Below are 24,996 nucleotides of genomic sequence, written 5' to 3'. Positions count from 1 at the left end.
CGATGAAAGCCCATACCCTGCACAGCCAACGCCTGCTGCGCGGCCAGGCACCGTCCTACCAGCGCCTACAGGCGCGCCTGGCCGAAGAACATCAGGCGCCCCACGCCGCGCCACAGGTCCTGCACTGCGGCTGGGGCCGCCTGCTGCTCGGCCATACCTTCGCCGACCCGACCATCCTGGCCCACGAACTGCTGGACGAACGCCCCGGCGAGCGCGACATCGCCCTCTATGTCGCCGCCCCCCAGCAGGTGCTGGCGCAGGCGCCGCAGCAGCTGTTCCTCGACCCGTCCGACACCCTGCGCCTCTGGTTCACCGACTACCGCCCGGCACGCCGCGCCTTTCGCGGCTTCCGCATCCGCCGCGCCGTGAGCGAGGCGGACTGGCAGGCGGTGAACCAGCTCTACCGCTGCCGCGACATGCTGCCGGTGAACCAGGACGCCATCACCCCGCGCCACCAGGGCGGGCCGGTGTACTGGCTGGCCGAGGACGAACGCGACAGCCAGGTGATCGGCGCCGTCATGGGCCTCAACCACGCCAAGGCCTTCGGCGACCCGGAAGGCGGTTCCAGCCTCTGGTGCCTGGCGGTGGACCCGCAATGCAGCCGCCCCGGCGTCGGCGAAGCGCTGGTGCGCCACCTGATCGAGCACTTCATGAGCCGCGAACTCAGTTACCTCGACCTCTCGGTGCTGCACGACAACCGCCAGGCCAAGGCGCTCTACGCCAAACTGGGCTTCCGCGAGCTGGCCACCTTCGCGGTGAAGCACAAGAACAGCATCAACCAGACCCTGTTCATCGGCCCCGGCCCCGAAGAGCAGCTCAACCCCTACGCCCGCATCATCGTCGACGAGGCGCTGCGCCGTGGCATCGGCGTGCAGGTGGACGACGCCGAGGGCGGCCTGTTCAGCCTCAGCCTGGGCGGCCGGCGAATCCGCTGCCGCGAATCGCTCTGCGACCTGACCAGCGCGGTGAGCATGACCCTCTGCCAGGACAAGCACCTCACCCACCGCGCGCTGGCCCAGGTCGGCATCCGCCAGCCGGCCCAGCGCCTGGCCGGCTCGGAGGCGGACAACGCCGCCTTCCTTGCCGAGCACGGCAGCCTCGTCGTCAAGCCGGTCAATGGCGAGCAGGGCCAGGGCGTGGCCGTCGACCTGCGCAGCCCGGACGAGGTGCGCACCGCCATCGCCGCCGCCGAACACTTCGACAGCCGCGTGCTGCTGGAAAGCTGCCACCCGGGCCTGGACCTGCGGGTGGTGGTGATCAACTACGAGGTGGTGGCCGCCGCCGTCCGCCGCCCGGCCGAAGTGGTCGGCGACGGCCAGCGCAGCCTGCGCCAGCTGATCGAGCGGCAGAGCCGCCGGCGCCAGGCCGCCACCCAGGGCGAGAGCCGCATTCCGCTGGACGGCGAGACCGAGCGCACCCTGCGCGCCGCCGGCTTCGACTACGACAGCGTGCTGCCGGCGGGCACCCGCCTGGCCGTGCGGCGCACCGCCAACCTGCACACCGGCGGCACCCTGGAAGACGTCACCGCGAGCCTCCACCCGGCCCTGGCCGAGGCCGCCATCCTCGCCGCCCGCACCCTGGAAATCCCGGTGGTGGGGCTGGACCTGCTGGTACCGGCCGCCGACCAGCCGGACTACGTGCTGATCGAGGCCAACGAGCGCGTCGGCCTGGCCAACCACCAGCCGCAGCCCACGGCGGAGCGCTTCATCGACCTGCTGTTCCCGCTGACGCGCACACCGTCTCCGTAGCATGTGGCGGGCAACGCTCCGCGAGCGGGGCGATACTCCTCACACCGGAGATGGGTTTTGCGAGCGCTACCCATCCCAAGGACCCAAGTCCTCGAACGAAGGAGACTTCATGAGCCAGAACCTTCCCGAACCCGACCTCGCCTACCTGCAGAAGGTGCTGCTGGAGATGCTCGCCATCCCCAGCCCCACGGGCTTCACCGACACCATCGTGCGCTACGTCGCCGAGCGCCTGGACGAGATCGGCATTCCCTATGAACTGACCCGCCGCGGCACCATTCGCGCCACCCTCAAGGGCCGGCAGAACAGCCCGGACCGCGCGGTATCGGCGCACCTGGACACCATTGGCGCCATCGTCCGCGAGGTCAAGGACAACGGCCGCCTGGCCCTGGCGCCGGTGGGCTGCTGGTCCAGCCGCTTCGCCGAGGGCAGCCGCGTCAGCCTGTTCGGTGACGGCCGGGTGCTGCGCGGCAGCGTCCTGCCCCTGCTGGCCTCCGGGCATGCGTTCAATACCCAGGTGGACAGCCTGCCCGTCAGTTGGGACCACGTGGAACTGCGCCTGGACGCCTACAGCACCACCCGCGCCGACTGCGAAAGCCTGGGCGTCGCGGTGGGCGACTTCGTCGCCTTCGACCCACTGCCGGAATTCACCGAGAGCGGCCATATCAGCGCCCGCCACCTCGACGACAAGGCCGGCGTCGCCGCCCTGCTCACCGCCCTCAAGGGCATCACCGAGGGCGGCCTGATACCGCCGATCGACTGCCACCCGCTGTTCACCATCACCGAGGAGATCGGCTCCGGCTCGGCCGCCGCGCTGCCCTGGGATGTCAGCGAGTTCGTCGGCATCGACATCGCCCCGGTCGCCCCCGGCCAGCACTCCAGCGAACATGCCGTGACCGTGGCCATGCAGGATTCCGGCGGTCCCTACGACTTCCACCTGTCGCGGCACCTGCTGCGCCTGGCCGAGGCGCAGGGCATTGCCCTGCGCCGCGACCTGTTCCGCTACTACCACAGCGACGCCCAATCGGCGGTCGCCGCCGGCCACGATATCCGCACCGCCCTGCTGGCCTTCGGCTGCGACGCCACCCACGGCTACGAACGCACCCATATCGACAGCCTGGAAGCCCTGAGCCGCCTGCTCACCGCCTACCTGATGAGTCCGCCGGTATTCGCCAGCGACGCCACGACCCTGCAGCAATCCCTGGAGCCTTTCAGTCATCAGTTGGAGCATGACGCGCAAATGGAGAGCGAGACGCGCGTCCCGACCGTGGAAAGTCTTGTGGGAAAGGGTGAAAACGCCCCTTGAAGGGCGCTTGAGCCAGGAGCAAAGTGCCACCTAGGGACGAACGACATAACAACACGGGTGGCCACCCCATGCTTCACCTCTCAGGCAGTGTGAAAAGCGTCGCACTCGGTCTGGCCTTTCTCCTGCTCTGGCTCTGCCGGCCGGCTTTCGCCCTGGAGGCGGTGCCGCTCAGCCAGGAGTCATTGCGCCTTCCCCTCGGCCAGTGGCTCGGTTACCTGGAAGACCCCAAGGGCGAGCTCAACCTGAAGCAGGTACGCGAGCTCCCCGATCCGGCCTTCCGGAAACCGGCGGGGGAACAGGTCAACCTCGGCAAGAATGCGTCGGCCTGGTGGTTCAAGGTGCGGCTGGACAACCGTCGCCCCCGTGCCCTGGAAGGCTACCTGGAAGCCAACTACCCGCTGCTGGATGACATCCGCCTCTACGCCATCGGCCCCGACGGCCAGGTCCGAAGTCAGGAAACCGGCGACCGCTTCGCGTTCTCCCAACGTCCGGTGCAGGTGCGCAACTTCTGGTTCCCCCTGCGCCTGGAGCCGGGCGAGAGCACCCTGATCCTGCGGGTGGAAAGCACCAGCACACTCTTCGTGCCGCTGGTGTTCAGCACCTACGACGCCAGCGCCGCCGCCCAGGAAAACCTCATGGGGTTCAACGGCGCCTTCTACGGCGTGCTGTTCGCCATGTTCTGCTACAACCTGTTCCTCTACCTGTCTCTGCGCGAGCGCGCCTACTTCTGGTACCTGGCCTACATCCTCAACGTCGGCCTGCTCGCCGCCTGCTTCGACGGCATGTTGTTCAAGCTGCTGCCCGAACATGTGGGGCTGCAGTCGGTGGCGATCTACATCTTCATGTACCTGCACTGCCTGGTCGCCCTGCAGTTCAGCCGCCATTTCCTCCACACCGGGGCGCACTTCCCGCGCCTGGACCGGGTGCTGCGCGGCCTGATGGTCGCGACCCTGGTGGCGTTGCTCAGCGTCCCGCTGATCGGCCTGCAGCACTGGAACATCCTCGCCAGCCTCACGGTGTCCGGGGTTTCCGCCTTCCTCCTGCTCACCGGCATCTATGTCTGGCGACGGGGGCTGCGCTACGGCTCCTACTACATCCTGGCCTGGGGTGTGCTGCTGTTCGCCTTCATCCAGACCACCACCGGCTCCCTGGGCATCGAGGTACTCGGGCTGTTCGGCGCCACCGTGGTGAAGATCGGCGTCACCATCGAGCTGATCACCCTCTCCATCGGCCTCGCCGACCGTATCAACAACCTCAAGGAAGAGGGCTTCCGCTCGCGCCAGGCGGCCGAGCAGGCGCATTTCGAGAATCAGGCCAAGAGCCGATTCCTGGCCACGATGAGCCACGAGATCCGCACCCCGCTCAACGGTGTGCTGGGCATGCTGCAATTGCTCAGGGAAACCCCGCTGGATCGCAGTCAGCGCTTCTACGTCGACACCATCTCCAGTTCCGGCGCTGCGCTGATGACGGTGATCAACGACATCCTCGACTTCGCCCGCATCGAGTCCGGCAAGCTGGCGCTGGAACACATCGAATTCGACCTGGAAGACCTGGCCTCGGAAACCCTCGGCCTGTTCACCGCCCAGGCCATGGACAAGCACCTGGGCCTGTACCTCAGCCTGGATGCCGGCGTGCCCCGACGCATTCAGGGCGACCCGACGCGGCTCAAGCAGGTGCTGATGAACCTGCTGGGCAATGCCCTGAAGTTCACCGCCCAGGGCCATGTGTCCCTCGACCTCGGCCTGCGCCGTACTGCCGAAGGCACGACGCACCTGGTGTTCAGCGTCAGCGACAGCGGTATCGGTATCCGCCCCGAGGCCCTGGCGCAGCTGTTCAACTCCTTCGCCCAGGGCGATTCCAGCACCACCCGCCGCTTCGGCGGCAGCGGCCTGGGGCTGGCCATCAGCAAGGAGCTGGTGGAAATGATGGGGGGGCACATCGAGGTGCAGAGCACCCTCAACCAGGGCACTCGCTTCAGCTTCGACATTCCCCTGCAGCCGGGCGAGTTCCGCACCGACGACCTGACCCGGCTACTGGATGGTCGCGCCGCGCTGCTCGCCTGCCAGGACGGCCTAGGCCTGGATGCCCTGGGCCGCCTGCTGGGTCGCTGGGGCATGCGCTGCGAGCGCTGCCAGGACCCGGCCAGGCTCATCGAGCGCCTGGAAGACTTCGCCGCACCGCCGCTGCTGGTGCTGCAAGCACCCTGGCCGGGCGATCCGGAACACTGGCTGGACGCGCTGCGCCCCCACCTGGAGCACGGCCAGCGGGTGATGCTGATCTGCCCGCCGGAACACTGCCAGCACCTGCCGCCGGGCGCCGGCTTGCGTCTGCGCGCCCTGGCCCAGCCACTGACCCTGGCGCAACTGCGCGACACCCTGCAGGAGCTCTACCGCGAACGGCGCCTGGAAGAACGCACGCCGCAACAGGAAGAGCGGCGCCGAACGAACGCCACGCCCTGCGTCCTGGTGGCGGAGGACAACCCGGTGAACCAGATGGTGGTGCAGGGTTTCCTGAAGAAGCGCGGCTACCTGGTGCGCACCGTCGCCAACGGCCTGGCCGCGGTGGACGAGTACCAGCGCGACCCGGACGGTATCCAACTGATCCTGATGGACTGCGAGATGCCGGAGATGGACGGCTTCGAGGCCACACGGCAGATTCGCCGGCTGGAAAGCACTCGCAACTGGCCGCCGGTACCCATCGTCGCGCTGACGGCGCACATCCTCGAAGAACACCGCCAGGCCGGCGCCGCCGCCGGCATGGACGATTTCCTCGGCAAACCCCTGGACAGTGCCCTGCTGTTCGCCACCCTGGAGCGCTTTATCGTCCGCCAGGGCGTGGACGGATGACGGCGCGCGACGGCGGCGTTAGCATCTGCCGCCGCTGCCCGGAGGCCCCATGCTCATTCCATTCGATCTGCTCGAAGCCGATACCCTGACCCGCCTGATCGAGGACTTCGTCACCCGCGAAGGCACCGACAACGGCGACGACACGCCGCTGGACACCCGCGTCGAACGGGTACGCCGGGCCCTGCGCAAGGGCGAGGCGGTGATCGTCTATGACCCCGACAGCCAGCAGTGCCAACTGATGCTCAAGCTGGATGTGCCCAAGGAATGGCTGGAGGAGTAACCCGCCGAACGCTGCCTCACGGGGGCGAATGGGCTCTCAAGGGCAACGCATCACCATTTCGCCGCCTGCGCCGCCCCCGCCAGGGGCAGGGTTTCCGCAACCTGGTCCATGCGCGTCACTTCCACTTCCAAGCTGTCCGGCCCCAACAGGTAATCCACCAGACGCTGCGAAAAAGGCCAGTAATTGAGTTCCGCCCTCAAGGTGATGGGGCCGACGGCGTCCTTCGGCACCTCGAAGATGAACTCGCAGATGTCGTAGCCCTTCGGCAGAATTCGGTTGTCCGACAGGATCTGGGTAGCGTTCCACACCTCGATGTCCAGCTCCTTGCCGTCCTTGTCGCCGAGATGGACCTTGAAGTTGCGCGTATTGGGCTCGGTGGCGCCGTCCTCGACAGCCCCCAGTCGGTAGAACTCGCGTCCCGCGCCGTCCACCGCATGAAAGTCGATCCAGACTTCGCGCCCCTCGGGAAAGCCAGTAGGCAGCTTGTGCCCGGCGCCGACGTTGGCAACCCTCACCCGTACCGCCACCTCCTGACCCGGCAGCAGATCTTCCGGTAGCGACTCGAAGCTGATCTGCGCCGCCTTCGCCAGGTTTTCCCGGGCCCGCCGAGCCGCGTCCTTTTCACCCAGGTACTCCAGCACCGCCGCGTTGGCGCCGGTGAACCAGTGGGACGCCACGTCAGCCCGCTCCGGTCCCATGACCGCCGCCTTGCCGGCGAAACCCGGCATGTGACAGCTCTGGCAGGTCTCGCCGTTGAAGCTGTAGGGGCTTTCCAGCCATTCGTCATAGGTGCGCTCCACCGCAACGGTACTGAAAGGGTGGGTGACGTTGTGGCAGGTCGCACAGAAGTCGGAGCGCGTGTGCAGGTCGGAGTAGACCGTATCGTGGTAAGGGGATACCGCATCGCTGCGCGGGCCGAACTTGGTGGGCTTGCCGTGGGCGCGCGGGCTCAGTACGTAGGCACCGTTATCCAGGCCGGTGCGGGCGCTGATGTTGTGGCAGGTCTCGCAGTCCACGCCAGGCATCGGATTGTGCTCGGCGGTGAACGCTATCGAGGCGCGATTGACGGTCGAATTGATCTGGCCGGTGGTGAGGCCGATGGGGGTGTGGCAACCGGTGCAAAAGTTATCGACACGCCCATCGGTGGCTTCGCTGGCATGGCGCAGCAGCGCGCGGTAGATGGGCTCCTCCCAGGCGTGGGACATCATCGAGGTGCGCCATTGCCGGTAGATCTCGGTATGGCAGGCGCCACACACCTGCGCGTCATCGAAATCGCCGACGCTCAACAAGGTGTTGTTCGGCGTATTGGCCCGATGGGGGAAAAATGGCAACCCCTGCTTGTCCTTCAGCAGCCGGGAACGCGCGGGCTCCAACCACTTGTCGTTGCGCGGGAGCGTTTCAGCAACCGCCGCCAGGGCAAGCATTGCCAGTAGCGCACAAGCGATCAGCCGCGTGCCAGGTCGAACCGAAAGGATCGAAGTAGTGGACCTCTTCGCCGGATCGCCCATCTGGCCGCCTCACTTGCATCGAGAAGAACCCAACAAGAAGGCGCACGAAACCCACAGAGCTGCGGCAATAGCCGTCTCGTTCGGCGCCTTTTGGCCAATTTCCAACCTGATTCCCCCGCAAGTGGGGGCGTAAGTCAGTAGTAGATGGGAGAAGCGGCAGCGTCAACGATTGGACAGGCGTAAAAAATTGCCAACCAGCCAATACATCTATTTGATTTTTATCGACTTTACAGAAAAAGAAAATAATCAAGCAGGCGATGAAGTGGCGATTAACCCGTACCAGCGACCGGCTGCACGGCCTTGAACGACGCGCACAAAAAAGGCCGCCGGATGGGGGCGACCTAAACAAAGCACAGAGCACCAAGAGACTCTGAAATCAGAGTGTAGAAGTTCTGCTACGAAATGATGACGGCGCCTGGAAAAACAACAGGCATTTCGTCGGCAAAATCGTCGATACGTAGCGCAAAGGCTCTGATTCGCGCTTTGTGGCCAGACGAGCGGAATGCACTCCGTAGGCGGCCGCATCCCTCATCCATACATTTCCTCGGCCAGACAAGACATTTCGTACGGAACTTAAGCCTTGAGTGCCTACAAAAGCCCTCGCTAGAGTCCCGGTCCGTCATGGTTGGAACCACGACCGGGTGTCGCAACCCGAACTTCACGCAGGTCACGGCCCGTCCGCCTCCATGGCAGGTCGTGCAGGGAAGGCCTAGGCCTTGCCGGGTTTTCCTCGCGTATCCGGTTTGCGACCCCTGCACGACCCGCCACCCTATCGTGTCGTAACGCAGGGAGCGGCCTCCCCACACGCGAGGAAGCAAGGACATGCACGCAGACCACGCCACGCCCCCCGGCGCCGCCCATCCTTCCCGGAAGGGCGCCATGAACGACTTCAAGCCCCTGACCACGTCTTCGCAACCCTACGACGACGTGCTCTTCATCAATGCCGCCGCCCCCGCCGCGCACCTGTTCGAAGCCGCGAACCAACGCATGGCCGCCCTGGGCGACCTGCTGCAGATACTGGAGAGCGGCAGCCGCGGCGACGTCCTTGCCCAGGAGACTGCCCGGCTCGCATCCGCCCTGGGGCTGCTCCTGGCGGATGCCCAGACGCTCCACGAAGTGGCCTTCCAGCGCGCACGGGAGGAGCAACGCCCGGACCCGGCCGACGTCCAGGCCTGAGGCCTCCGGCACGCCAGGCGTGGCTACAACCAGTACGCCCAGACGCGCCCTATCCCTTCGCTGATTCGGGCGCGGATGGGGCGCCGCTGCCACGCCTTCAACGTCAGTTCTTCCGAGCCCGCCACATCCGCCAGGAACGCCTGGCGCATCCGCTCCCCGAAATCCACCCCAAGCACCACCACGTTGACTTCCTGGTTGTGCAGGAAGCTGCGCCAGTCGAGGTTGGTGGAACCCACCGTGGACCAGACACCGTCGATCACCCCCGCCTTCACGTGGAGCAACGCATCGCGCCGCTGGTAGAGCCGCACCCCGGCCTTCAGCAGCTCGCTGTAGGAGGCCCGCCCGGCATGGAACACCAGCCAGGAGTCGGTGCTGCCGGGCACCACCAGGCGCACGTCTACCCCCCGCGCCGCCGCGGCTTTCAAGGCATCGAGCAATTGCGGATCGGGCACGAAGTAGGCACTGGTCAGCCAGATTTCGCTCTGCGCGCTGTGCAGGGCGGATATCAGCGTGGCGTAGATCTGGCTGTAGGGCTCTTCCGGCGCGCTGCCGATGGCCCGTACCACCGCGTTGCCCTCGTGTTCCAGGGGTGGAAAGTAGTGTCGCGCCACCAGCTCGCCGCCCTTCTGCCGGTCCCAGGTGCCGATGAACAGCTTCTGCAGATCGGCCACCACCGGGCCTTCGATGCGCAGGTCAGTGTCACGCCAGGGCAGGTCCTCGCGCCTCGGCGGGTGGCGGCCCGAGTCGACCGAGCCACCGGAATAGACGCCGCTGATGTTGACGCCGCCGAGGATGGCGATGCGCCCGTCGACGATCAGCAGCTTGCGATGGTCGCGCTGGTTGAGCTGCCAGCCGGCCTTGGCGGTCATGGGATTGACCGGGTTGAACTCCACCAGGCGGATGCCGCTCTGGCGCAGCCGCTCGAAGAACGCGGGTGATGTGCCCAGGGTGCCGACGCTGTCGTAGATCAGGTTGACCTGCACACCGCTGCGCTGCTTGGCGATCAGCTTGTCGGCGAAGCGCTGCCCCACTTCGTCGCCCTCCAGGATGTAGGTTTCCATGTTGATGTGGTCGCGGGCAGCGTCGATGGCCGCGAACATCGCCGCGTAGGTAGCCGGACCGTCCTGCAGCAGGTCGACCTTGTTGCCGGCGGTGAGCGGGCTGCCCACCAGCGCTTCTTCGATCGCCAGGTGCAGGTCAAAGATATCGGTCCGCAGGCCCGAGGCTTTGAGGCGGTCGAGGATGGCCTGGCTGCGCGCCTCCGACAGCGGGCCCTGGGCGCCATCCAGTTGCACCCTGGCATCCGGCGAGTGGACCAGGTCGGGGTTGATCCGCGGCAGCGGGGTGCACGCCAGGAGAAGCGCCGAATAGAGCGCCACCAGGGCACGCGCCACGCTCCCTGATGACGGTAGGTTCATCCAGCATCCTCCAGCGGGAGGGTGGGTCGATGCCCGGAGCGCCTGTGCGAGACGCCTGCCGGGTCGCCATGCCCGTTCGACAGCCTGACGTCGGGAAAGGTTGAAGGAATTTCTTCCAGCCCCTTCAGGGCACTACGGCAGCAAGCGCCGCGCCCTGTTCTTCGCGGGACCTGGCCAGGTTGGGGAGGGATCGCTGGCGGGCAGGTCGGCGCGGCTTGCCGTCAGCTTGGCGAGAAGCGCGGCCCCAGCAGGATCACCGTTGCGCCCAGCACGCAGAGGGCCGCGCCCAACCAGTCGCTGGCCAGGGGGCGGGTACGCTCCACCACGCCGAGCCACACCAGGGACGCGACGATGTAGATGCCGCCATAGGCCGCATAGGCGCGCCCGGCGTAGGCGGCTTCCACGCGGGTCAGCAGCAGGGCGAAGAGGGTCAGGCTGAGCAGGCCGGGAACCACCCACCAGGCGCTCTTGCCCATCCGCAACCACAGCCAGAAGGCGTAGCAGCCGCCGATCTCGAAGAGCGCGGCGAGGAAGAACCACAGGTAGTTGAGCATCGACAGCCTCTCTTCGAGATGGGGTGGACTCAGCCGTGCACGCCGCCTTCCCGCTCCCAGGCGCAGCGCACGCGCAGGTTGTCTTCCTGAGGGCTGTGCAGGCCCTGCTCGCTTTCCCAGCGAAAGGTGTGCAGGCCGTTGAGTTCGGTTTCCAGGTGGACCACCGCGCTGCTCCAATACAACTGCTTGAGCAGCGACTCGAAGGCCTTGACCCAGAGGTTCCACTCGTACTCCACCGCCGGATAGCTGGCGCCGAAATGGATCACCTGGGTACGAAACAGGCCCATGCCCGGTTGCTCGCAGCAGGAAAACATTTCCCGGCCGAGGAAGGGCCAGGCTTCGCCCCTGGGCAGGCTATCCAGCACGCGGCGGTTGGTCTCGCGGCGCAGGTGGTACTCCGGGTCGTCGAGCGACGGCCAGTCGCGGATGCAGCCATAGACGATGGATTCGGACTCCACGCGGGCACTCCAGGAAAACAGTGGCAGCCTTCTAACACAGGACCGCCACGGGAGAAAGGAAATGCGTCGAAGTCTTCAGCGCCGACCGCGTCCGAGCAACCAGGCCAGCACGCACATGCTCAGCGCCAGGCCGGTGAGCACCGCGAAAGGCACCTGGTAGCTGTGCGCCAGGTCGCGGCCGATGCCGGCCAGGATCGGTGCCAGGCTGGCCATGCCGTAGCCGGCGAACAGCATCATCGCGGTCCAGCGGCTCACCGCCAGCGGCGTGTTCGCCTCGTACAGTGGCAACACCAGGGAGAGGGCGAAGGAACCGCTGAGCCCCAGGCCCAGCAGGCCGGCCCAGACGTCCGGCAGCAACGTCGGCTGGAAACAGATCATTCCCAGGCAGAGGGAGCTGACCAGCCCGCAGCCCAGCAGCAGCGTGTAACGGTTGTCGAAGCGCTGGGCCAGCCAGGGCAGCACGAAGGCGCTGGGCAGGCCCACCAGCATGAACAGGCTGAACAGGCCGTTGCTGCGCAGCAGGCTGAGCCCGGCCTCGTGGTAACGCGCCACCAGCCAGGTGGTCAGGGCATAGAACAGCCCGGCCTGGAGGGCGAAGAAGGCGGTGATCAGCCAGGCACGCGGCTCGCCCCAGGGAAGGCCGCCAGGCTCCGCCTCGCCGGTGGATTCGGCGCGGTTGGGCAGGCACAGCCAGAGCAGCAGCGCCAGAAGAGCCGGCAGCGCCCAGAAGGCCAGGCCGAAGTGCCAGCGGTCGCCCAGCAGTTGGGTCAGGGGCGGCGTCAGCACCGCGCCGGCGGCCCCGCCGAGGGTCATGCTCAGGGAATACCAGGCGACCACGCGCCCGACGTGGTCATGGAAGTGACGCTTGATGAAGCCGGACAGCAGCGGCCCGGCCACCGCGATGCCGGCGCCCATCGCCACGGCGCTGCCGATCAGCACACTGCTGGCATGGCTGCCCAGGCGCGCCAGCAGAGCGACGCCGATCAACCCGAGGCAGGCGGTGATCACCCGCTCCAGGCCGAAGCGTACGGCCAGGCGCGGCGCCAGCGGCGCGAGCAGGCCCATGCAGAGCACCGGAAGCGCCGTGGTCAGGCTGACCAGGCCGCGGCTCAGGGCGAGCTCCTCGGCGATGCGTTCTATCAGCGGGGCAAGGGAGGTAATGCCGGGTCGCAGGTTGATGGCGGCGAAGATCAGCGCCAGCATCAGCAGCGCGCGGGAAAGGGGTTTCACGGTGGGTCCATCCGGGTCGGCAGTCGGGCCGGGGCAGCAACCCTACTCCCCCGGTCCGTCGCCAGGCAACCCCGGACGGCACAAAAGCTGACCGACCGGCCAGCCGCGTTCAGGCGTGGCCGCGGTGCTTGGCGCGCATCTTCGCCGCCATGCCGGCCATCTCGTCGTAGAGGGCCTGCGGGTTCTTCTGCTTCACCGCCCAGGCCACGCGGCCCTGCTCGTGGGGCAGGATCATGAAGGCCCCGACGGCCACTTCGCGGAAGATGTAATCGGCGATATCGGCGGCGCTGATCGGCGAACCTTCCAGCAGCTTGCCCACCTGCTGTTTCATGGCCGGGGTCGGGCCACGGAAGGAGTCGAGCAGGTTGGTCTGGAAGAAGGACGGGCAGACCACATGCACACCCACCCCCTCCTCCTTCAGCTCGATCAGCAGGCTTTCGGACAAGGCCACCACGCCGGCCTTGGCGACGTTGTAGTTGCTCATCGCCGGGCCTTGCATCAGCGCGGCCATGGACGCCACGTTGATGATGCGTCCCTTGCTCTTCTGCAACAGCGGCAGGAAGGCCTTGCAGCCCTTCACCACGCCCATCAGGTTGATCGCGATCTGCCAGTCCCAGTCCTCCAGGGACAGCTCCTCGAAGAAGCCGCCCGAGGCCACGCCGGCATTGTTGACGACGACGTCGATGCCACCCAGCTTCTCGTCGCAGGCCTGGGCGAAAGCCGTGAGCTGGCTGTAGTCGCGGACGTCGCAGCGCTGGGTGAAACCGTCGCCACCGGCCTCGCGGACCAGCTTGAGGGTTTCCGTCAGGCCGGCTTCATTGACGTCGGACAGGGCCAGCTTCCAGCCCTCGCGCGCCCAGCGCAGGGCGATTTCGCGGCCGAGTCCGGAGCCTGCCCCGGTGATCATGATGCGGTTGTGCATGGTGAGGTGCCTTCGTGCTTGTACGGTCGATGAGCCGCAGTGTAGCGAAGGCCATAGTGCCGCCACCCTTGAATCACGGCGCTGAATGATGGAGGGCAAACGCCACTAACGGCGCCGGATCAACCGCCTCGCCAGCAGTCCGTAGGGCACCAGATTGAACAGCAGCACGAAGGCCCCCAGCCAGAGCTGGATATCCGGCGTCAGCCCCGCCGGGTAGATCAACGGCACCAGGTAATGCTCGATGAAGCCGCCGCTGTAACCCTGCTCCCCCGCCGCGCGGCGCAGGCGGTTCTCCAGCGGCGTGAGTGGACAGATGAGATGCAGGAACTCCAGTGTGGCGCCCCAGGCCACCGCCGGCAGGTGCAGCAGCGCCAGGCGCGGCCAGCGGAGTACCAGCAGGCCGCCCAGCACCACAAAGAGAATGAAGGCCAGGTGCAACAGCAGCACGGCATCGGCGGCGAGGCGGTAGGTCATGGCGCGAGGTCCATGGGGTCGTTTTCCTTGAACCATCACGAAAGGTGGTCAGTCGGTTACTACAGGCACGGTCAATTGGCCATCAATCCAGCAAGGCCGCGCCCCGGCTTACGAGCTCACGAGGAGTCACCGCCTATGATCACCATTCTGCTGCTTGTCATCCTGATTCTGCTGCTGATCGGCGGACTGCCGGTCTTCCCTCACTCGCGCAACTGGGGCTACGGGCCATCGAGCCTGGTCGGGGTGCTGCTGGTCATCGTAGTGGTGCTTTTGTTGTTCGGCATGATCTAGCCGCTGTCGCCCACGGCTGGAACGAAGGACGGGCGGCACACTTGCCGCCCGTTCCCGTGATTCGCTTCTTCACGGATTTTTGGGGATGTGAAGTCCACACCGGATGGGAAATCCGGTGTGAGGGGCTTGGAACTTCATTTATAGCTCATTGCTGTGCGGGCTTTGGCTTTTGGTTTCGCCTCCCGGCGAGTCACTTCTTTCAGTCGTCGGGGTGCCGAACCACAAAGGAGTAACCAAGAACTCTTGCCCCGGCATCCGGCCCGACTGCGTCGGGTCCCCTCGCTCCATCCTTGCGCCGGGGGCACGGCGTGAGGGGCCATCCATGGCCCCGCACGCCTCTCGCGGCATCCATGCCGCTCATCCCCCTCTGCAAGGATTCCACTCGGCCTCCTGAAGGGGCGGAGTCGCCGCCCCACCTCTTCTGCTCAGTTTCAAGCCGCTGGTGGCTTCAGGATTGCCACGCATAGGTAGGATGGGTTGAGGTACGAAACCCATGCTGTCGAGGCATCAGGTACACGCTGACGAACGCCTGAGCGCGAAGCGAGCAGAAGCCGCAAAGAAAAGGGCAGCCCGAAGGCTGCCCAAAGACTTGCAAGGGATGAAGCGGGATCAGTGAGCCACGGCACCACTGGCGCCCAGGCCGGTCTGGGAACGCACGAACTGCGGGTAGAAGCGTGCACGTTCCTCGTCCGCGGCAGCCGACTTGTCGGTGATGGAGAAGAACCAGATACCGACGAAAGCCACCAGGATGGAGAACAGCGCCGGGTACTCGTAGGGGTAGACCGGGGTCGCGTGACCGAGGATCTGCACCCAGATGGTCGGACCGAGGATCATCAGCGCCACGGCGGTGATCAGGCCCAGCCAGCCGCCGATCATGGCGCCACGGGTGGTCAGCTTCTTCCAGTACATGGAGAGGATCAGTACCGGGAAGTTGCAGCTGGCAGCGATGGAGAAGGCCAGGCCCACCATGAAGGCGATGTTCTGCTTCTCGAACAGGATGCCCAGGCCGATGGCCACGAAGCCGAGGGCCACGGTGGTGATCTTCGACACGCGCAGCTCATCCTTCTCGCTGGCCTTGCCCTTCTTGAACACGGACGCATAGAGGTCGTGGGACACCGCCGAGGCACCAGCCAGGGTCAGGCCGGCCACCACCGCCAGGATGGTGGCGAAGGCCACGGCGGAGATGAAGCCGAGGAACAGGCTGCCACCCACGGCATTGGCCAGGTGCACCGCCGCCATGTTGTTGCCGCCCAGCAGCGCGCCGGCGGCGTCCTTGAAGGCCGGGTTGGTGCTGACCAGCAGGATGGCGCCGAAGCCGATGATGAAGGTCAGGATGTAGAAGTAGCCGATGAAACCGGTGGCGTAGAACACCGACTTGCGGGCTTCCTTGGCGTCGCTGACGGTGAAGAAGCGCATCAGGATGTGCGGCAGGCCGGCGGTACCGAACATCAGGGCCAGGCCGAGGGAGATCGCCGAGATCGGGTCCTTCACCAGGCCGCCGGGGCTCATGATGGCCTCGCCTTTCGGGTGAACCTTGATGGCTTCGCTGAACAGGGTGGCGATGTCGAAGTTGACGTGCTTGAGCACCATGATCGCCATGAAGGAAGCGCCGGAGAGCAGCAGCACGGCCTTGATGATCTGTACCCAGGTGGTCGCCAGCATGCCGCCGAACAGCACGTAGAGCACCATCAGGATGCCGACCAGAACGACCGCTACATGGTAGTTGAGACCGAACAGCAGTTCGATCAGCTTGCCAGCGCCGACCATTTGGGCGATCAGGTAGAAGGCCACCACCACCAGCGAGCCACTGGCGGACAGGGTGCGGATTTCCTTCTGCTTCAGGCGATAGGAGGCCACGTCGGCGAAGGTGTACTTGCCGAGGTTGCGCAGGCGTTCGGCGATCAGGAAGAGGATCACCGGCCAGCCCACCAGGAAGCCGATGGAGTAGATCAGGCCGTCGTAGCCGGAGGTGAATACCAGGGCGGAAATCCCCAGGAAGGAGGCTGCCGACATGTAGTCACCGGCAATCGCCAGGCCGTTCTGGAAGCCGGTGATGCTGCCGCCGGCGGTGTAGAAGTCGGAAGCCGACTTGCTGCGCTTGGAGGCCCAGTAGGTGATGTACAGGGTCGCGCCGACGAAGGCGATGAACATGACGATGGCGGAGGTGTTCAACGGCTGGCGCTGGACGTCGCCCTCGATGGCACCGGCGGCCCAGAGGGCGGGTGCGACGGCCATCAGGCCGAGCACGGCAAGGATGCGCGCGATCATTTACTGGACCTCCTTGAGGATTTCCTGGTTCAGGCGATCGAATTCGCCGTTGGCGCGGCGCACGTAGATACCGGTCAGCACGAAGGCCGACAGGATCAGACCGACACCGAGCGGGATGCCCCAGGTAACGGGAGAGTCAGGACTGATGCGGGTGCCGAGCGCTTGCGGCTCGAAGGCGATCAGGAGAATGAAGGCCAGATAGAGGCCGAGCATGATGGCAGAAAGTATCCAGGCGAAGCGCTCTCGCTTGGAAACCAGTTCCTGGAAGCGCGGATTCTCCTGAATCCGCTTGTAGGTGCTGTCGTTCATTGTTGTTGTCCTCCACAGCGCGGGTTGCTGGTGAAGCCAACAATAGAACCGTCCTGCAAGCGCAACAGACGACCTTAGTCGTACTTCGGAGCATTCTCGACCAAGGTCGTAGAGCCGTCATACAGCGAAGCTATCAGCACTATCGCGGATGCGCATTTCCATGTATCGAACGCGAGGCCTAGTCTGGGCACATCGAATAATCATTCTCATTACCGAGGTGCGCCATGCTCAAGACCGTGACCTTCACCATCATGCACTTCTGCATTGCCTTCAGCGTGGCGTACGCCCTGACCGGCAGCATCACCGTGGGTGGCCTGGTGGCGGCGGTTGAGCCGCTGTGCAACTCGGTGGGTTTCTACTTCCACGAGAAGATCTGGAAGCGCTTCGAGAAGGACGACAAGCCCGGCCAGGAGATCCCCAGGCACGCCTGGTTGCACCACCACGCTTGAGCATTCCATCGGGGGTATGCCGGTGGTTCCGGACGGGCAATCCGCTGTACGTAATTTCCGGTGCCGAACGTAGGAGCGCGGAAGTCCAATCCGCTAAGATGCGCGGCTTTGCCCCCACGCAAGCATCCTTAGCCATGAGTCAGAACGCCCGTTTCCCTGTACTCCCCTACCTGCTGTCCTTCCTCCTCGCCAGCGTCGCCCTCATCGGCCTCTGGTACGGCCTGGGAAAACCGGTGATCCTGCCGGACGCCGCCACCCCCGAACACAAGCTGCAATGCGCGTCCTACAGCCCCTTCGACAAGGACCAGTCGCCGTTCGACCAGCCCTTCGTGCTGCGCCCCGAGCGCATGGATGCCGACCTGGCCCTGCTGGCGACCCGCTTCCACTGCGTACGCACCTATTCCATGACCGGTCTGGAAGCCATTCCGGAGCTGGCCCGCAAGCACGGCCTCAAGTTGATGCTGGGCGCCTGGGTGAACGGCAACCCGGTGGATACCCAAACGGAAATCGACGCGCTGATAAAGGCCGCCAACGCCAATCCTGACGTGGTGCAGGCGGTCATCGTGGGCAACGAGACCCTGCTGCGCAAGGAGGTCACCGGCGCCCAGTTGGCCACGCTGATCGAACAGGTCAAGGCCCAGGTCGAGCAGCCGGTCACCTATGCCGACGTCTGGGAATTCTGGCTGCGCCACCCGGAAGTGGCCCCGGCGGTGGATTTCCTCACCATTCACCTGCTGCCCTACTGGGAAGACGATCCCGCCGGGATCGACCAGGCCCTGCGCCATGTCGCCGAAATCCGCCAGGTGTTCGGCAACAGGTTCGCGCCCAAGGACATCTTCATCGGCGAGACCGGCTGGCCCAGCGAAGGCCGCCAGCGCGAAACCGCCGTGCCGAGTCGAGTCAACGAGGCGAAGTTCATCCGTGGCTTCGTCGCCCTGGCCGAGCAGAACGGCTGGGGCTACAACCTGATCGAAGCCTTCGACCAGCCCTGGAAGCGCGCCAGCGAAGGCGCGGTGGGTGGCTACTGGGGCCTGTTCGACGCCGACCGCCAGGAGAAGGGCGTGCTCGCCGGCCCGGTCAGCAACCTGCCCCTGTGGCCGATGTGGCTGGGGGTTTCCGGCCTGATCGTTCTCGCCACCCTGGTGCTCGCCGGCCGGCCGGCCTCCATCCGCGCCGCCCTGGTGCTGCCACTGCTGGCCGCGCTGGGCGCCGCCTGCATCGGCCTCTGGGGCGAAATGGCGCGGGTCACCAGCCGCTTCGTCGGCGAATGGGCCTGGGCGGCCTTCCTGGTCGGCCTCAATCTGGTCGTCCTGGCCCATGGCGCCCTGGCCCTGTCCGCCCGCGATGGCGTCCGTGGCCGTTTGTTCGGCTGGCTGGAAGCCCGTGCCGGCTGGTGGCTGGCCGCCGCCGGCTTCGCCGGTGCAGTGCTGATGCTGGCGCTGGTGTTCGATGCCCGCTACCGCAGCTTCCCCAGCGCCGCCCTGCTGCTGCCGGCGCTGGTCTACCTGTTCCGCCCGGTAGCCGCACCGCGCCGCGAAATCGCCCTGATGGCGGTGCTGGTCGGCGCCGGCATCGTGCCGCAGCTCTATGAGGAAACCCTGGGCAACGTCCAGGCCATCGGCTGGGCCGCCGTGAGCACCCTGTTGCTGGCCGCCCTCTGGCGCTGCCTGCGGGTTCGCGGCTGAAGGCGTCAATTCTGTGGGAGCGAATTCATTCGCGATTGAAACCGCTCCCACAGGGCACCTGGCTCAGAACCTTTGGCGCAAAAAAAGGACGCCCGAAGCGTCCTTTTTTCATGCCCGGCGAAACCTCAGGCGGCGAGCGGAACCGGCTCCGCCTGGCGGCGCACCAGGCGCAGGCCGGCGATCACGCAGGCGAACACGGCGAGGCTGGCGGTATAGAGCACCAGGGCCGGCAGGGCGAAGAGCAGGGCCAGCAGCGCCAGGCCCCAGCCGGCGCGGCCGGGAACGAAAAAGGCGGCCAGCGCGGCGCCAAGGCTGATCCAGGCGATGACGCGGAAGTGGATCAGCAGGCCCAGGCCCGCCCGTGCCTGGCATTCCCAACGCTGAGCCTGGTCGACGCACAGGCCGACCCACTGGCCGTCCTCCATCAGGGCGAAGCGGACCCCGTAGCTGGCGGCCAGCCAGAGCGGCAGCAGGATCAGCAACAGAATGAGGGACGAACGGCTGGACATGGTTCTCTCCGAATGGGTAAGCGGCGCCAAGGATACCCCCACGCGCGCCATGCAAGAACCCTCCACCGCATGGACTGACGCGTGGACCGCACTCGGAAGGCTTGCAGTTGTCATAGCCTCGGTATTCACTCATTACGTTCAATCATATCCACCCCGGCGCGCATGACCGGGGGCATGACCGGAGCCTCTCCATCCCGGTGGAGCCCGGCCTCCGCAGACACTGAACAGGGACCTTTCCTATGCTTCCTCTTCGCCTTGCCGCCCTGCTGGGCTGCCTGTCCCTCTGCGCCCACACGCTGGCCGCGGTCCCGGACGCAGCCAGTTACGGCTTTCCCATCGCCAATCCCTTCGAGGCGACCATCGCCACGACGCCGCCCAACCTGCGCAGCGAAGTACCGGCCGACGATGACATCGACCAGTCCGACTACGCCCTGGGGCTGCGCCCGGAGCGGGAAAGCGAACTGCCGGACAACTTCTGGCCGGTGAAGAAAATGCGCTACCGCCTGGCTCGGCAGGACGGGCCGGCGCCCCTGATCTTCGTCATCGCCGGCACGGGCGGCCACTACGCCAGCACGCACGCGGAGAACCTCAAGAAGCTGTTCTACGGCGCCGGCTACCACGTGGTGCAGCTGTCTTCGCCCACCAGCTACGACTTCATGGCGGCCGCCTCGCGCCACGCCACCCCCGGGCTTTCCAGCGAAGACGCCGACGATCTCTACCGGGTGATGCAGGCGGTGCGTGCCCAGCACCCGGACCTGCCGATCACCGACTTCTACCTCACCGGCTACAGCCTGGGCGCCCTCGAAGCGGCCTTCGTCAGCCACCTCGACGAGACCCGCCGCAGCTTCAACTTCAAGCGCGTGCTGCTGCTCAACCCGCCGGTGAATCTCTACACCTCGGTGACTAACCTCGATCGCCTGGTGCAGACCCGCGTCAAGGGCATCGACGACGCCACCACCTTCTACCAGGTGGTGCTGGGCAAGCTGACCCGCTACTTCCAGCAGAAGGGCTACATCGACCTCAACGACGCCCTGCTGTTCGACTTCCAGGAATCCAGGCAACGCCTGTCCAACGAGCAGATGGCGATGTTGATCGGCACCGCCTTCCGCTTCTCCTCCTCGGACATCGCCTTCACCTCGGACCTGATCAACCGCCGCGGCCTGATCACCCCGGTGAAGTACCCCATCAACGAAGGCACCAGCCTGACCCCCTTCTACAAACGCGCCCTGCAGTGCGACTTCGACTGCTACATCACCGAGCAACTGATCCCTTACTGGCGCGCCCGCTACGACGGCGGCAGCCTGGCCCAGCTGATCAACCAGGTCAGCCTCTATGCCCTGGAGGGTTACCTCAGGGAAAACCGCAAGATCGCCGTCATGCACAATGCCGACGACCTCATCCTCGGCCCGGGGGACCTGGGTTTCCTGCGCCGCACCCTGGGCGACCGCCTGACCGTCTACCCCCGTGGCGGGCACTGCGGCAACCTCAACTACCGCGTCAACGGCGACGCCATGCTGGAGTTCTTCCGTGGCTAGGAAATCCCTCTTGATCGCCCTGATGCTTTGCAGCGGCCTGGCCTGGGCCCAGGAACCCGACCAGGACGGTTTCACCCAACCGCTCAAGGATCTCGAGTTCAACCCCGGCCTGGACCAGCGTGAATTCGAGCGCGCCACCCTGGACGCGCTGAACGTCTATGACCCCCTGGAGTCCTGGAACCGCCGGATCTACCACTTCAACTACCGCTTCGACGAATGGGTGTTCCTGCCGGTGGTGCATGGCTACCGGTACATCACACCGGGCTTCGTGCGCAGTGGGGTGAGCAACTTCTTCAGTAACCTGGGCGATGTGCCCAACCTGCTGAACAGCCTGCTGCAACTGAAGGGCCAGCGCTCCATGGAGATCACCGGGCGCCTGCTGCTCAACACCACGATCGGGGTCGTCGGTCTCTGGGACCCGGCCACCCGCATGGGCCTGCCCAGGCAGACCGAGGACTTCGGCCAGACCCTGGGCTTCTACGGGGTGAGCGAAGGACCCTACCTGATGCTGCCGGTCCTCGGCCCTTCCAATCTGCGGGACACCGGTGGCCTGGTGGTGGACTACGTGGCCGACTACCAGATCAACTTCCTCAACGTCCCGGAGGTCAGCAGCGACCACCCGGAGATCACCCTGCTGCGCGCGGTGGACAAGCGCTACACGACGAAATTCCGCTACGGCCAGCTCAACTCGCCCTTCGAGTACGAGAAGCTGCGCTACGTCTACACGGAATCGCGCCGGCTGCAGATCGCCGAGTAGCCGCGAATCCATTCGCGAAGCAGGCCAGAGGCCTGTCATTGATACCCGGGGCTGCTCAGCAGCCCTTTCGCGAAGGAATTCGCCCTCACAACAGTAAAAAGCATCCAATAATTCGATATAAATCAGGCAAAATCACGCACCATCAATTCAATTGGCGGGCGTAGTATCGCGTTCATTCCAACCTTGAGGAGGTTCAGATGAGCGACCGCCAGATTCTCGAACAACGTCCGGGCCAACCCGCCTCCGACGGCGCCGGGGTCAACCTGACCCGTGTCTTCGCCGAGCAGGGCGTGCCGCGCTTCGATCCCTTCCTGATGCTCGACGAATTCGGCTCAGCCAACCCGGACGACTACGTCGCCGGCTTCCCGGCGCACCCGCACCGAGGTTTCGAGACCATTACCTACATGATCGAAGGCCGCATGCGCCACGAGGATCACCTGGGCAACAGCGGCCTGCTGCAGAACGGCGGCGTGCAATGGATGACCGCGGCGCGCGGCATCATCCACAGCGAGATGCCGGAGCAGGAGGAAGGCGTGATGCGCGGCTTCCAGATCTGGCTCAACCTGCCGGGCAAGGACAAGATGGGCGACCCCGGCTACCGCGACTTCGACCCGGCGGAGATTCCGCGCGTGCGCCTGGAGAACGGCGTGGAAGCCCTGGTGATCGCCGGGCGCTTCGAGGCCGACGGCATATCCCAGGACGGCGCCGTGCAACGCCCCCACACCGAACCGCAGATCCTCGACCTGCATCTGCCTGCCGGCGGACGGGTGTCGCCGCGACTGGCCGATGGCTTGCGGGTGATGCTCTACGTCTACGAGGGCGAAGTGCAGGTCAACGGCCACACCATCGGCCAGGGTCGCCTGGCGCGGCTTTCCGACAGCGGTGCGCTGGAACTGGCCAGTGACGCGGACAGCAAGGTCCTGCTGCTGGCCGGCCGCCCCCTTGGCGAACCCATCGTGCAGTACGGCCCCTTCGTGATGAACAGCCGTGAGGAGATCGAACAGGCCTTGCGCGACTACCGCGACGGCCGCTTCGGCGGCTGAGCGGACACGCCGTTCGGCGGGCCGCAGCCCGGCCCTAGGGCTGGAGCGCGGGAATGACCTGGGGACGCACCGGCGCTGTCTCCAGGCCAAGGAAGCGCTGCAGGGCATCGCGCTTGGCCATGGCGTCCTGGTACCCCAGTTCGATCAGTTCGTTGCAGTAACCCGGTTCGAACAGCAAGTAGCTGAGCACGCCCGCCCCGCTCGCCCGGGTCGCCCCCGGCCCGCGCAGGAAGGTGCGGATCGCGCGGGGCATCTCGCGGCGATGGCGGGCGGCGATCTCGTCCAGCGGCCGGCTCGGCGAGATCACCAGCACGTCCACCTGTTGCGAACTCAGGTTGCGCGGCCGCGACTCGGGCGGAATGGCCCGACTCATGTGATTGATCCGCTCCAGCAGTTCGATGTCGCTTTCCAGGTTGTCGATGAAGGTGCTGTTCAGCAGGTGTCCGCCGATCTGCGCCAGGGTCGGCGGACGCCCGATCTGCGCCTGCGCCACCTCCGCAGTGAGGTTCATGCCCAGCGGGTTGCCGCTCACGCCCACCACCAGCACCCGGCTGGCCCCCAGGTGCAGCGCCGGGCTGATGGGGGCCGTCTGCCGCACCGCGCCGTCGCCGAAGTACTCGCGCCCCAGGCGTACCGCCGGGAACAGCAGGGGAATGGCCGCACTGGCCATCAGGTGTTCGACGCTGAGGCGGGTCGGCACCCCGACCCGTCGATGGCGGTACCAGGGATCGATGGTGGCTCGCCCCTGGTAGAAGGTTACCGCCTGGCCGCTTTCATAGCCGAAGGCGGTCACGGCCACGGCGCGCAACTGGCGGGTGCGCACGGCGGCGGAAATACCGCTGAAGTCCAGTTCGCGCGCCAGCAGGTCGTGCAGTGGAGCGTTGTCCAGCAGTGCCGCCGGGATGTCACGGCCGAGACCGAGCAGGCTGTGGCCGAAGAAGCGCGAGCTCTGGCGCAGCACGCCGGGCCAGTCGCTGCGATAAATCTGCCCGCAACGGAACCCTTGCCAGACCGTATTGAGGCGGCGGACTGCCTGACTGAAATGCAGCGCGCCGCAGGCCAGGCCGACGGCATTCACCGCACCGGCGGAGGTGCCGACTATCACCGGAAAGGGGTTGCAGGCGGCATCCGGCAGCAGGTCGGCGATGGCCCCCAACACCCCTACCTGATAGGCCGCTCGGGATCCGCCACCGGAGAGGATCAGCCCGGTCACGGGCTTCTGGGTGGTGGAGCTGGAATCCATGGACGGCTCTCCGGGCGGGATGTTCCGAGTATAGGTTTCAGTAGAGCCTGGGCGCGCCTTCCGGACGGGTCTTGAATCGGCGATGGGCCCAGAGGTACTGCTCCGGGCATTCGCGCACCGCTTCTTCCACCCATTGGTTGATGCGCAGGCAGTCGGCTTCCTCGGTTTCGCCGGGGAAATCGGCCAGCGGCGGATGGATCACCAGCCGGTAGCCGGAGCCGTCCTCCAGGCGGCGCTGGGTGAAGGGCAGGACAATGGCGCGCCCCAGGCGGGCGAACTTGGTGGTGGCGGTCACAGTGGCGGCCTCGACGCCGAACAGAGGCACGAAAAGGCTCTGCTTGCGGCCGTAGTCCTGGTCCGGGGCATACCAGATGGCGCGGCCGGCACGCAGCACCTTGAGCATGGCGCGCACGTCTTCGCGCTCGATCGCGGAGGCATCCAGGTTGTGGCGCTCGCGGCCGCGGCGCTGAATGAAGTCGAACAGCGCGTTCTTGTGCTCGCGGTACATGCCGTCGATGGTGTGCACCTGGCCGAGCAACGCCGCGCCAATTTCCAGGGTGGTGAAATGCAGGGCCATGAGGATCACCCCCTGCCCTTGCGCCTGGGCCTTCTGCAGATGCTCCAGGCCTTCTATATGGGACAGCTTCGCCAGGCGCGCCCTGGGCCACCACCAGCTCATGGCCATTTCGAAGAAGGCGATGCCGGTGGACGCGAAGTTCTCGCGCAGCAGCCGGTCACGCTCGGCAGCGGACAGCTCCGGGAAGCACAGTTCCAGGTTGCGCCGGGCGATCTTGCGCCGGGAACCGGCGCCCCACAGCATCAGCTTCCCCAGCATGCGACCCAGGCCCAGTTGCACCCGGTATGGCAACAGGGTGATCAGCCAGAGCAACCCCAGCCCCAGCCACAGCGCCCAATAGCGCGGGTGAAAGAACTGTGGGCGAAATTGAGGTCTATCCATCTCTGAATCCGCTTGAGCGAGAAAGCCGCGCA

23 protein-coding genes are annotated in these 24,996 nt (G+C 66.0%); 11 read left to right on the top strand and 12 right to left on the bottom strand.

What is annotated here, in order from left to right:
* Window positions 1-2 precede the first annotated feature (2 nt).
* The 4 genes from ngg to PJW05_RS07465 all read left to right on the top strand — a co-directional run bounded on the left by ngg (window position 3) and on the right by PJW05_RS07465 (window position 6,177).
* On the top strand, window positions 3-1,748 hold the full coding sequence (gene ngg, locus PJW05_RS07480; RefSeq protein WP_271411084.1) for an N-acetylglutaminylglutamine synthetase: 1,746 nt from the start codon (window positions 3-5) through the stop codon (window positions 1,746-1,748).
* Between the two features lie 109 nt (window positions 1,749-1,857).
* Entirely contained in the window at window positions 1,858-3,051 is a 1,194-nt protein-coding gene (locus PJW05_RS07475; protein WP_271411083.1) for an osmoprotectant NAGGN system M42 family peptidase, read from the top strand.
* Window positions 3,052-3,119: 68 nt separating this feature from the next.
* Entirely contained in the window at window positions 3,120-5,897 is a 2,778-nt protein-coding gene (locus PJW05_RS07470; RefSeq protein WP_271411082.1) for a hybrid sensor histidine kinase/response regulator, read from the top strand.
* 49 nt (window positions 5,898-5,946) lie between these two features.
* Entirely contained in the window at window positions 5,947-6,177 is a 231-nt protein-coding gene (locus PJW05_RS07465; RefSeq protein ID WP_271411081.1) for a YheU family protein, read from the top strand.
* Window positions 6,178-6,227: 50 nt separating this feature from the next.
* On the opposite strand, the gene PJW05_RS07460 is transcribed toward PJW05_RS07465, so the two are convergent.
* Window positions 6,228-7,601, bottom strand: a complete 1,374-nt coding sequence (locus PJW05_RS07460) for a multiheme c-type cytochrome (protein WP_271411080.1) — start codon at window positions 7,599-7,601, stop codon at window positions 6,228-6,230.
* 906 nt (window positions 7,602-8,507) lie between these two features.
* On the opposite strand from PJW05_RS07460, the gene PJW05_RS07455 reads away from it, so the two are divergent.
* On the top strand, window positions 8,508-8,861 hold the full coding sequence (locus tag PJW05_RS07455; RefSeq protein ID WP_271411079.1) for a hypothetical protein: 354 nt from the start codon (window positions 8,508-8,510) through the stop codon (window positions 8,859-8,861).
* Between the two features lie 23 nt (window positions 8,862-8,884).
* Here the strand turns inward: PJW05_RS07455 and cls are convergent, their stop codons facing one another.
* The 6 genes from cls to PJW05_RS07425 form a co-directional block, all read right to left on the bottom strand.
* Window positions 8,885-10,279, bottom strand: a complete 1,395-nt coding sequence (gene cls, locus PJW05_RS07450; RefSeq protein WP_271411078.1) for a cardiolipin synthase — start codon at window positions 10,277-10,279, stop codon at window positions 8,885-8,887.
* A 221-nt stretch (window positions 10,280-10,500) separates the two neighbouring features.
* A complete protein-coding gene (locus PJW05_RS07445) occupies window positions 10,501-10,833 on the bottom strand; it encodes a YnfA family protein (protein WP_271411077.1) in 333 nt (110 codons plus the stop codon).
* 29 nt (window positions 10,834-10,862) lie between these two features.
* A complete protein-coding gene (locus PJW05_RS07440) occupies window positions 10,863-11,291 on the bottom strand; it encodes a hypothetical protein (protein WP_271411076.1) in 429 nt (142 codons plus the stop codon).
* 75 nt (window positions 11,292-11,366) lie between these two features.
* A complete protein-coding gene (locus PJW05_RS07435) occupies window positions 11,367-12,521 on the bottom strand; it encodes an MFS transporter (protein ID WP_271411075.1) in 1,155 nt (384 codons plus the stop codon).
* Between the two features lie 109 nt (window positions 12,522-12,630).
* Window positions 12,631-13,443, bottom strand: coding sequence for an SDR family oxidoreductase (locus tag PJW05_RS07430; protein WP_271411074.1), 813 nt, complete (start codon window positions 13,441-13,443; stop codon window positions 12,631-12,633).
* Between the two features lie 105 nt (window positions 13,444-13,548).
* Window positions 13,549-13,917, bottom strand: coding sequence for a DUF2784 domain-containing protein (locus PJW05_RS07425; protein WP_271411073.1), 369 nt, complete (start codon window positions 13,915-13,917; stop codon window positions 13,549-13,551).
* Window positions 13,918-14,052: 135 nt separating this feature from the next.
* On the opposite strand from PJW05_RS07425, the gene PJW05_RS07420 reads away from it, so the two are divergent.
* Window positions 14,053-14,208 (top strand): DUF3309 family protein, encoded by a 156-nt coding sequence (locus PJW05_RS07420; RefSeq protein ID WP_271411072.1) that lies wholly within the window; start codon window positions 14,053-14,055, stop codon window positions 14,206-14,208.
* A 609-nt stretch (window positions 14,209-14,817) separates the two neighbouring features.
* On the opposite strand, the gene PJW05_RS07415 is transcribed toward PJW05_RS07420, so the two are convergent.
* Both PJW05_RS07415 and PJW05_RS07410 read right to left on the bottom strand, forming a co-directional pair.
* Window positions 14,818-16,476, bottom strand: a complete 1,659-nt coding sequence (locus tag PJW05_RS07415) for a cation acetate symporter (protein WP_271411071.1) — start codon at window positions 16,474-16,476, stop codon at window positions 14,818-14,820.
* Window positions 16,477-16,785 (bottom strand): DUF485 domain-containing protein, encoded by a 309-nt coding sequence (locus PJW05_RS07410; RefSeq protein ID WP_271411070.1) that lies wholly within the window; start codon window positions 16,783-16,785, stop codon window positions 16,477-16,479.
* A 224-nt stretch (window positions 16,786-17,009) separates the two neighbouring features.
* On the opposite strand from PJW05_RS07410, the gene PJW05_RS07405 reads away from it, so the two are divergent.
* Both PJW05_RS07405 and PJW05_RS07400 read left to right on the top strand, forming a co-directional pair.
* On the top strand, window positions 17,010-17,234 hold the full coding sequence (locus PJW05_RS07405; protein ID WP_271411069.1) for a DUF2061 domain-containing protein: 225 nt from the start codon (window positions 17,010-17,012) through the stop codon (window positions 17,232-17,234).
* A 134-nt stretch (window positions 17,235-17,368) separates the two neighbouring features.
* Window positions 17,369-18,919 (top strand): glycoside hydrolase family 17 protein, encoded by a 1,551-nt coding sequence (locus PJW05_RS07400; protein WP_442969213.1) that lies wholly within the window; start codon window positions 17,369-17,371, stop codon window positions 18,917-18,919.
* A gap of 125 nt (window positions 18,920-19,044) precedes the next feature.
* Here the strand turns inward: PJW05_RS07400 and PJW05_RS07395 are convergent, their stop codons facing one another.
* Window positions 19,045-19,428, bottom strand: a complete 384-nt coding sequence (locus PJW05_RS07395) for a hypothetical protein (RefSeq protein WP_271411067.1) — start codon at window positions 19,426-19,428, stop codon at window positions 19,045-19,047.
* A gap of 239 nt (window positions 19,429-19,667) precedes the next feature.
* Between PJW05_RS07395 and PJW05_RS07390 the strand changes: the two genes are divergently transcribed.
* From PJW05_RS07390 to PJW05_RS07380, 3 genes are all read left to right on the top strand, one after another.
* Window positions 19,668-20,963 (top strand): serine/threonine protein kinase, encoded by a 1,296-nt coding sequence (locus PJW05_RS07390; protein ID WP_271411066.1) that lies wholly within the window; start codon window positions 19,668-19,670, stop codon window positions 20,961-20,963.
* A 22-nt stretch (window positions 20,964-20,985) separates the two neighbouring features.
* Window positions 20,986-21,720, top strand: coding sequence for an MlaA family lipoprotein (locus tag PJW05_RS07385; RefSeq protein ID WP_271412187.1), 735 nt, complete (start codon window positions 20,986-20,988; stop codon window positions 21,718-21,720).
* Between the two features lie 197 nt (window positions 21,721-21,917).
* Window positions 21,918-22,763 carry a pirin family protein gene (locus PJW05_RS07380; RefSeq protein ID WP_271411065.1) on the top strand — a complete coding sequence of 282 codons (846 nt, stop codon included), beginning with the start codon at window positions 21,918-21,920 and terminating at the stop codon, window positions 22,761-22,763.
* A 34-nt stretch (window positions 22,764-22,797) separates the two neighbouring features.
* Here the strand turns inward: PJW05_RS07380 and PJW05_RS07375 are convergent, their stop codons facing one another.
* Both PJW05_RS07375 and PJW05_RS07370 read right to left on the bottom strand, forming a co-directional pair.
* On the bottom strand, window positions 22,798-24,006 hold the full coding sequence (locus PJW05_RS07375) for a patatin-like phospholipase family protein (protein WP_271411064.1): 1,209 nt from the start codon (window positions 24,004-24,006) through the stop codon (window positions 22,798-22,800).
* A gap of 37 nt (window positions 24,007-24,043) precedes the next feature.
* The gene (locus PJW05_RS07370) at window positions 24,044-24,964 is read right to left on the bottom strand and encodes a lipid A biosynthesis lauroyl acyltransferase (RefSeq protein WP_271411063.1); all 921 of its coding nucleotides are present in this window, start codon (window positions 24,962-24,964) and stop codon (window positions 24,044-24,046) included.
* Between the last annotated feature and the right edge of the window lie 32 nt (window positions 24,965-24,996).

The sequence above is a fragment of the Pseudomonas sp. Q1-7 genome (assembly GCF_028010285.1).
GTDB lineage: Bacteria > Pseudomonadota > Gammaproteobacteria > Pseudomonadales > Pseudomonadaceae > Metapseudomonas.
This window is presented reverse-complemented; position numbering and strand designations above follow the sequence as displayed.

What these genes read in the sequence shown, in the direction of transcription:
- PJW05_RS07475 (WP_271411083.1), top strand. Translation starts at nt 1,858, where the DNA reads ATGAGCCAGAACCTTCCCGAACCCGACCTCGCCTACCTGCAGAAGGTG.
- PJW05_RS07455 (WP_271411079.1), top strand. Translation starts at nt 8,508, where the DNA reads ATGCACGCAGACCACGCCACGCCCCCCGGCGCCGCCCATCCTTCCCGG.
- PJW05_RS07415 (WP_271411071.1), bottom strand. Translation starts at nt 16,476, where the DNA reads ATGATCGCGCGCATCCTTGCCGTGCTCGGCCTGATGGCCGTCGCACCC.
- PJW05_RS07445 (WP_271411077.1), bottom strand. Translation starts at nt 10,833, where the DNA reads ATGCTCAACTACCTGTGGTTCTTCCTCGCCGCGCTCTTCGAGATCGGC.
- PJW05_RS07425 (WP_271411073.1), bottom strand. Translation starts at nt 13,917, where the DNA reads ATGACCTACCGCCTCGCCGCCGATGCCGTGCTGCTGTTGCACCTGGCC.
- ngg (WP_271411084.1), top strand. Translation starts at nt 3, where the DNA reads ATGAAAGCCCATACCCTGCACAGCCAACGCCTGCTGCGCGGCCAGGCA.
- PJW05_RS07460 (WP_271411080.1), bottom strand. Translation starts at nt 7,601, where the DNA reads ATGCTTGCCCTGGCGGCGGTTGCTGAAACGCTCCCGCGCAACGACAAG.
- PJW05_RS07395 (WP_271411067.1), bottom strand. Translation starts at nt 19,428, where the DNA reads ATGTCCAGCCGTTCGTCCCTCATTCTGTTGCTGATCCTGCTGCCGCTC.
- PJW05_RS07370 (WP_271411063.1), bottom strand. Translation starts at nt 24,964, where the DNA reads ATGGATAGACCTCAATTTCGCCCACAGTTCTTTCACCCGCGCTATTGG.
- PJW05_RS07470 (WP_271411082.1), top strand. Translation starts at nt 3,120, where the DNA reads ATGCTTCACCTCTCAGGCAGTGTGAAAAGCGTCGCACTCGGTCTGGCC.
- cls (WP_271411078.1), bottom strand. Translation starts at nt 10,279, where the DNA reads ATGAACCTACCGTCATCAGGGAGCGTGGCGCGTGCCCTGGTGGCGCTC.
- PJW05_RS07380 (WP_271411065.1), top strand. Translation starts at nt 21,918, where the DNA reads ATGAGCGACCGCCAGATTCTCGAACAACGTCCGGGCCAACCCGCCTCC.
- PJW05_RS07465 (WP_271411081.1), top strand. Translation starts at nt 5,947, where the DNA reads ATGCTCATTCCATTCGATCTGCTCGAAGCCGATACCCTGACCCGCCTG.
- PJW05_RS07405 (WP_271411069.1), top strand. Translation starts at nt 17,010, where the DNA reads ATGCTCAAGACCGTGACCTTCACCATCATGCACTTCTGCATTGCCTTC.
- PJW05_RS07390 (WP_271411066.1), top strand. Translation starts at nt 19,668, where the DNA reads ATGCTTCCTCTTCGCCTTGCCGCCCTGCTGGGCTGCCTGTCCCTCTGC.
- PJW05_RS07430 (WP_271411074.1), bottom strand. Translation starts at nt 13,443, where the DNA reads ATGCACAACCGCATCATGATCACCGGGGCAGGCTCCGGACTCGGCCGC.
- PJW05_RS07400 (WP_442969213.1), top strand. Translation starts at nt 17,369, where the DNA reads ATGAGTCAGAACGCCCGTTTCCCTGTACTCCCCTACCTGCTGTCCTTC.
- PJW05_RS07385 (WP_271412187.1), top strand. Translation starts at nt 20,986, where the DNA reads ATGCTTTGCAGCGGCCTGGCCTGGGCCCAGGAACCCGACCAGGACGGT.
- PJW05_RS07420 (WP_271411072.1), top strand. Translation starts at nt 14,053, where the DNA reads ATGATCACCATTCTGCTGCTTGTCATCCTGATTCTGCTGCTGATCGGC.
- PJW05_RS07375 (WP_271411064.1), bottom strand. Translation starts at nt 24,006, where the DNA reads ATGGATTCCAGCTCCACCACCCAGAAGCCCGTGACCGGGCTGATCCTC.
- PJW05_RS07410 (WP_271411070.1), bottom strand. Translation starts at nt 16,785, where the DNA reads ATGAACGACAGCACCTACAAGCGGATTCAGGAGAATCCGCGCTTCCAG.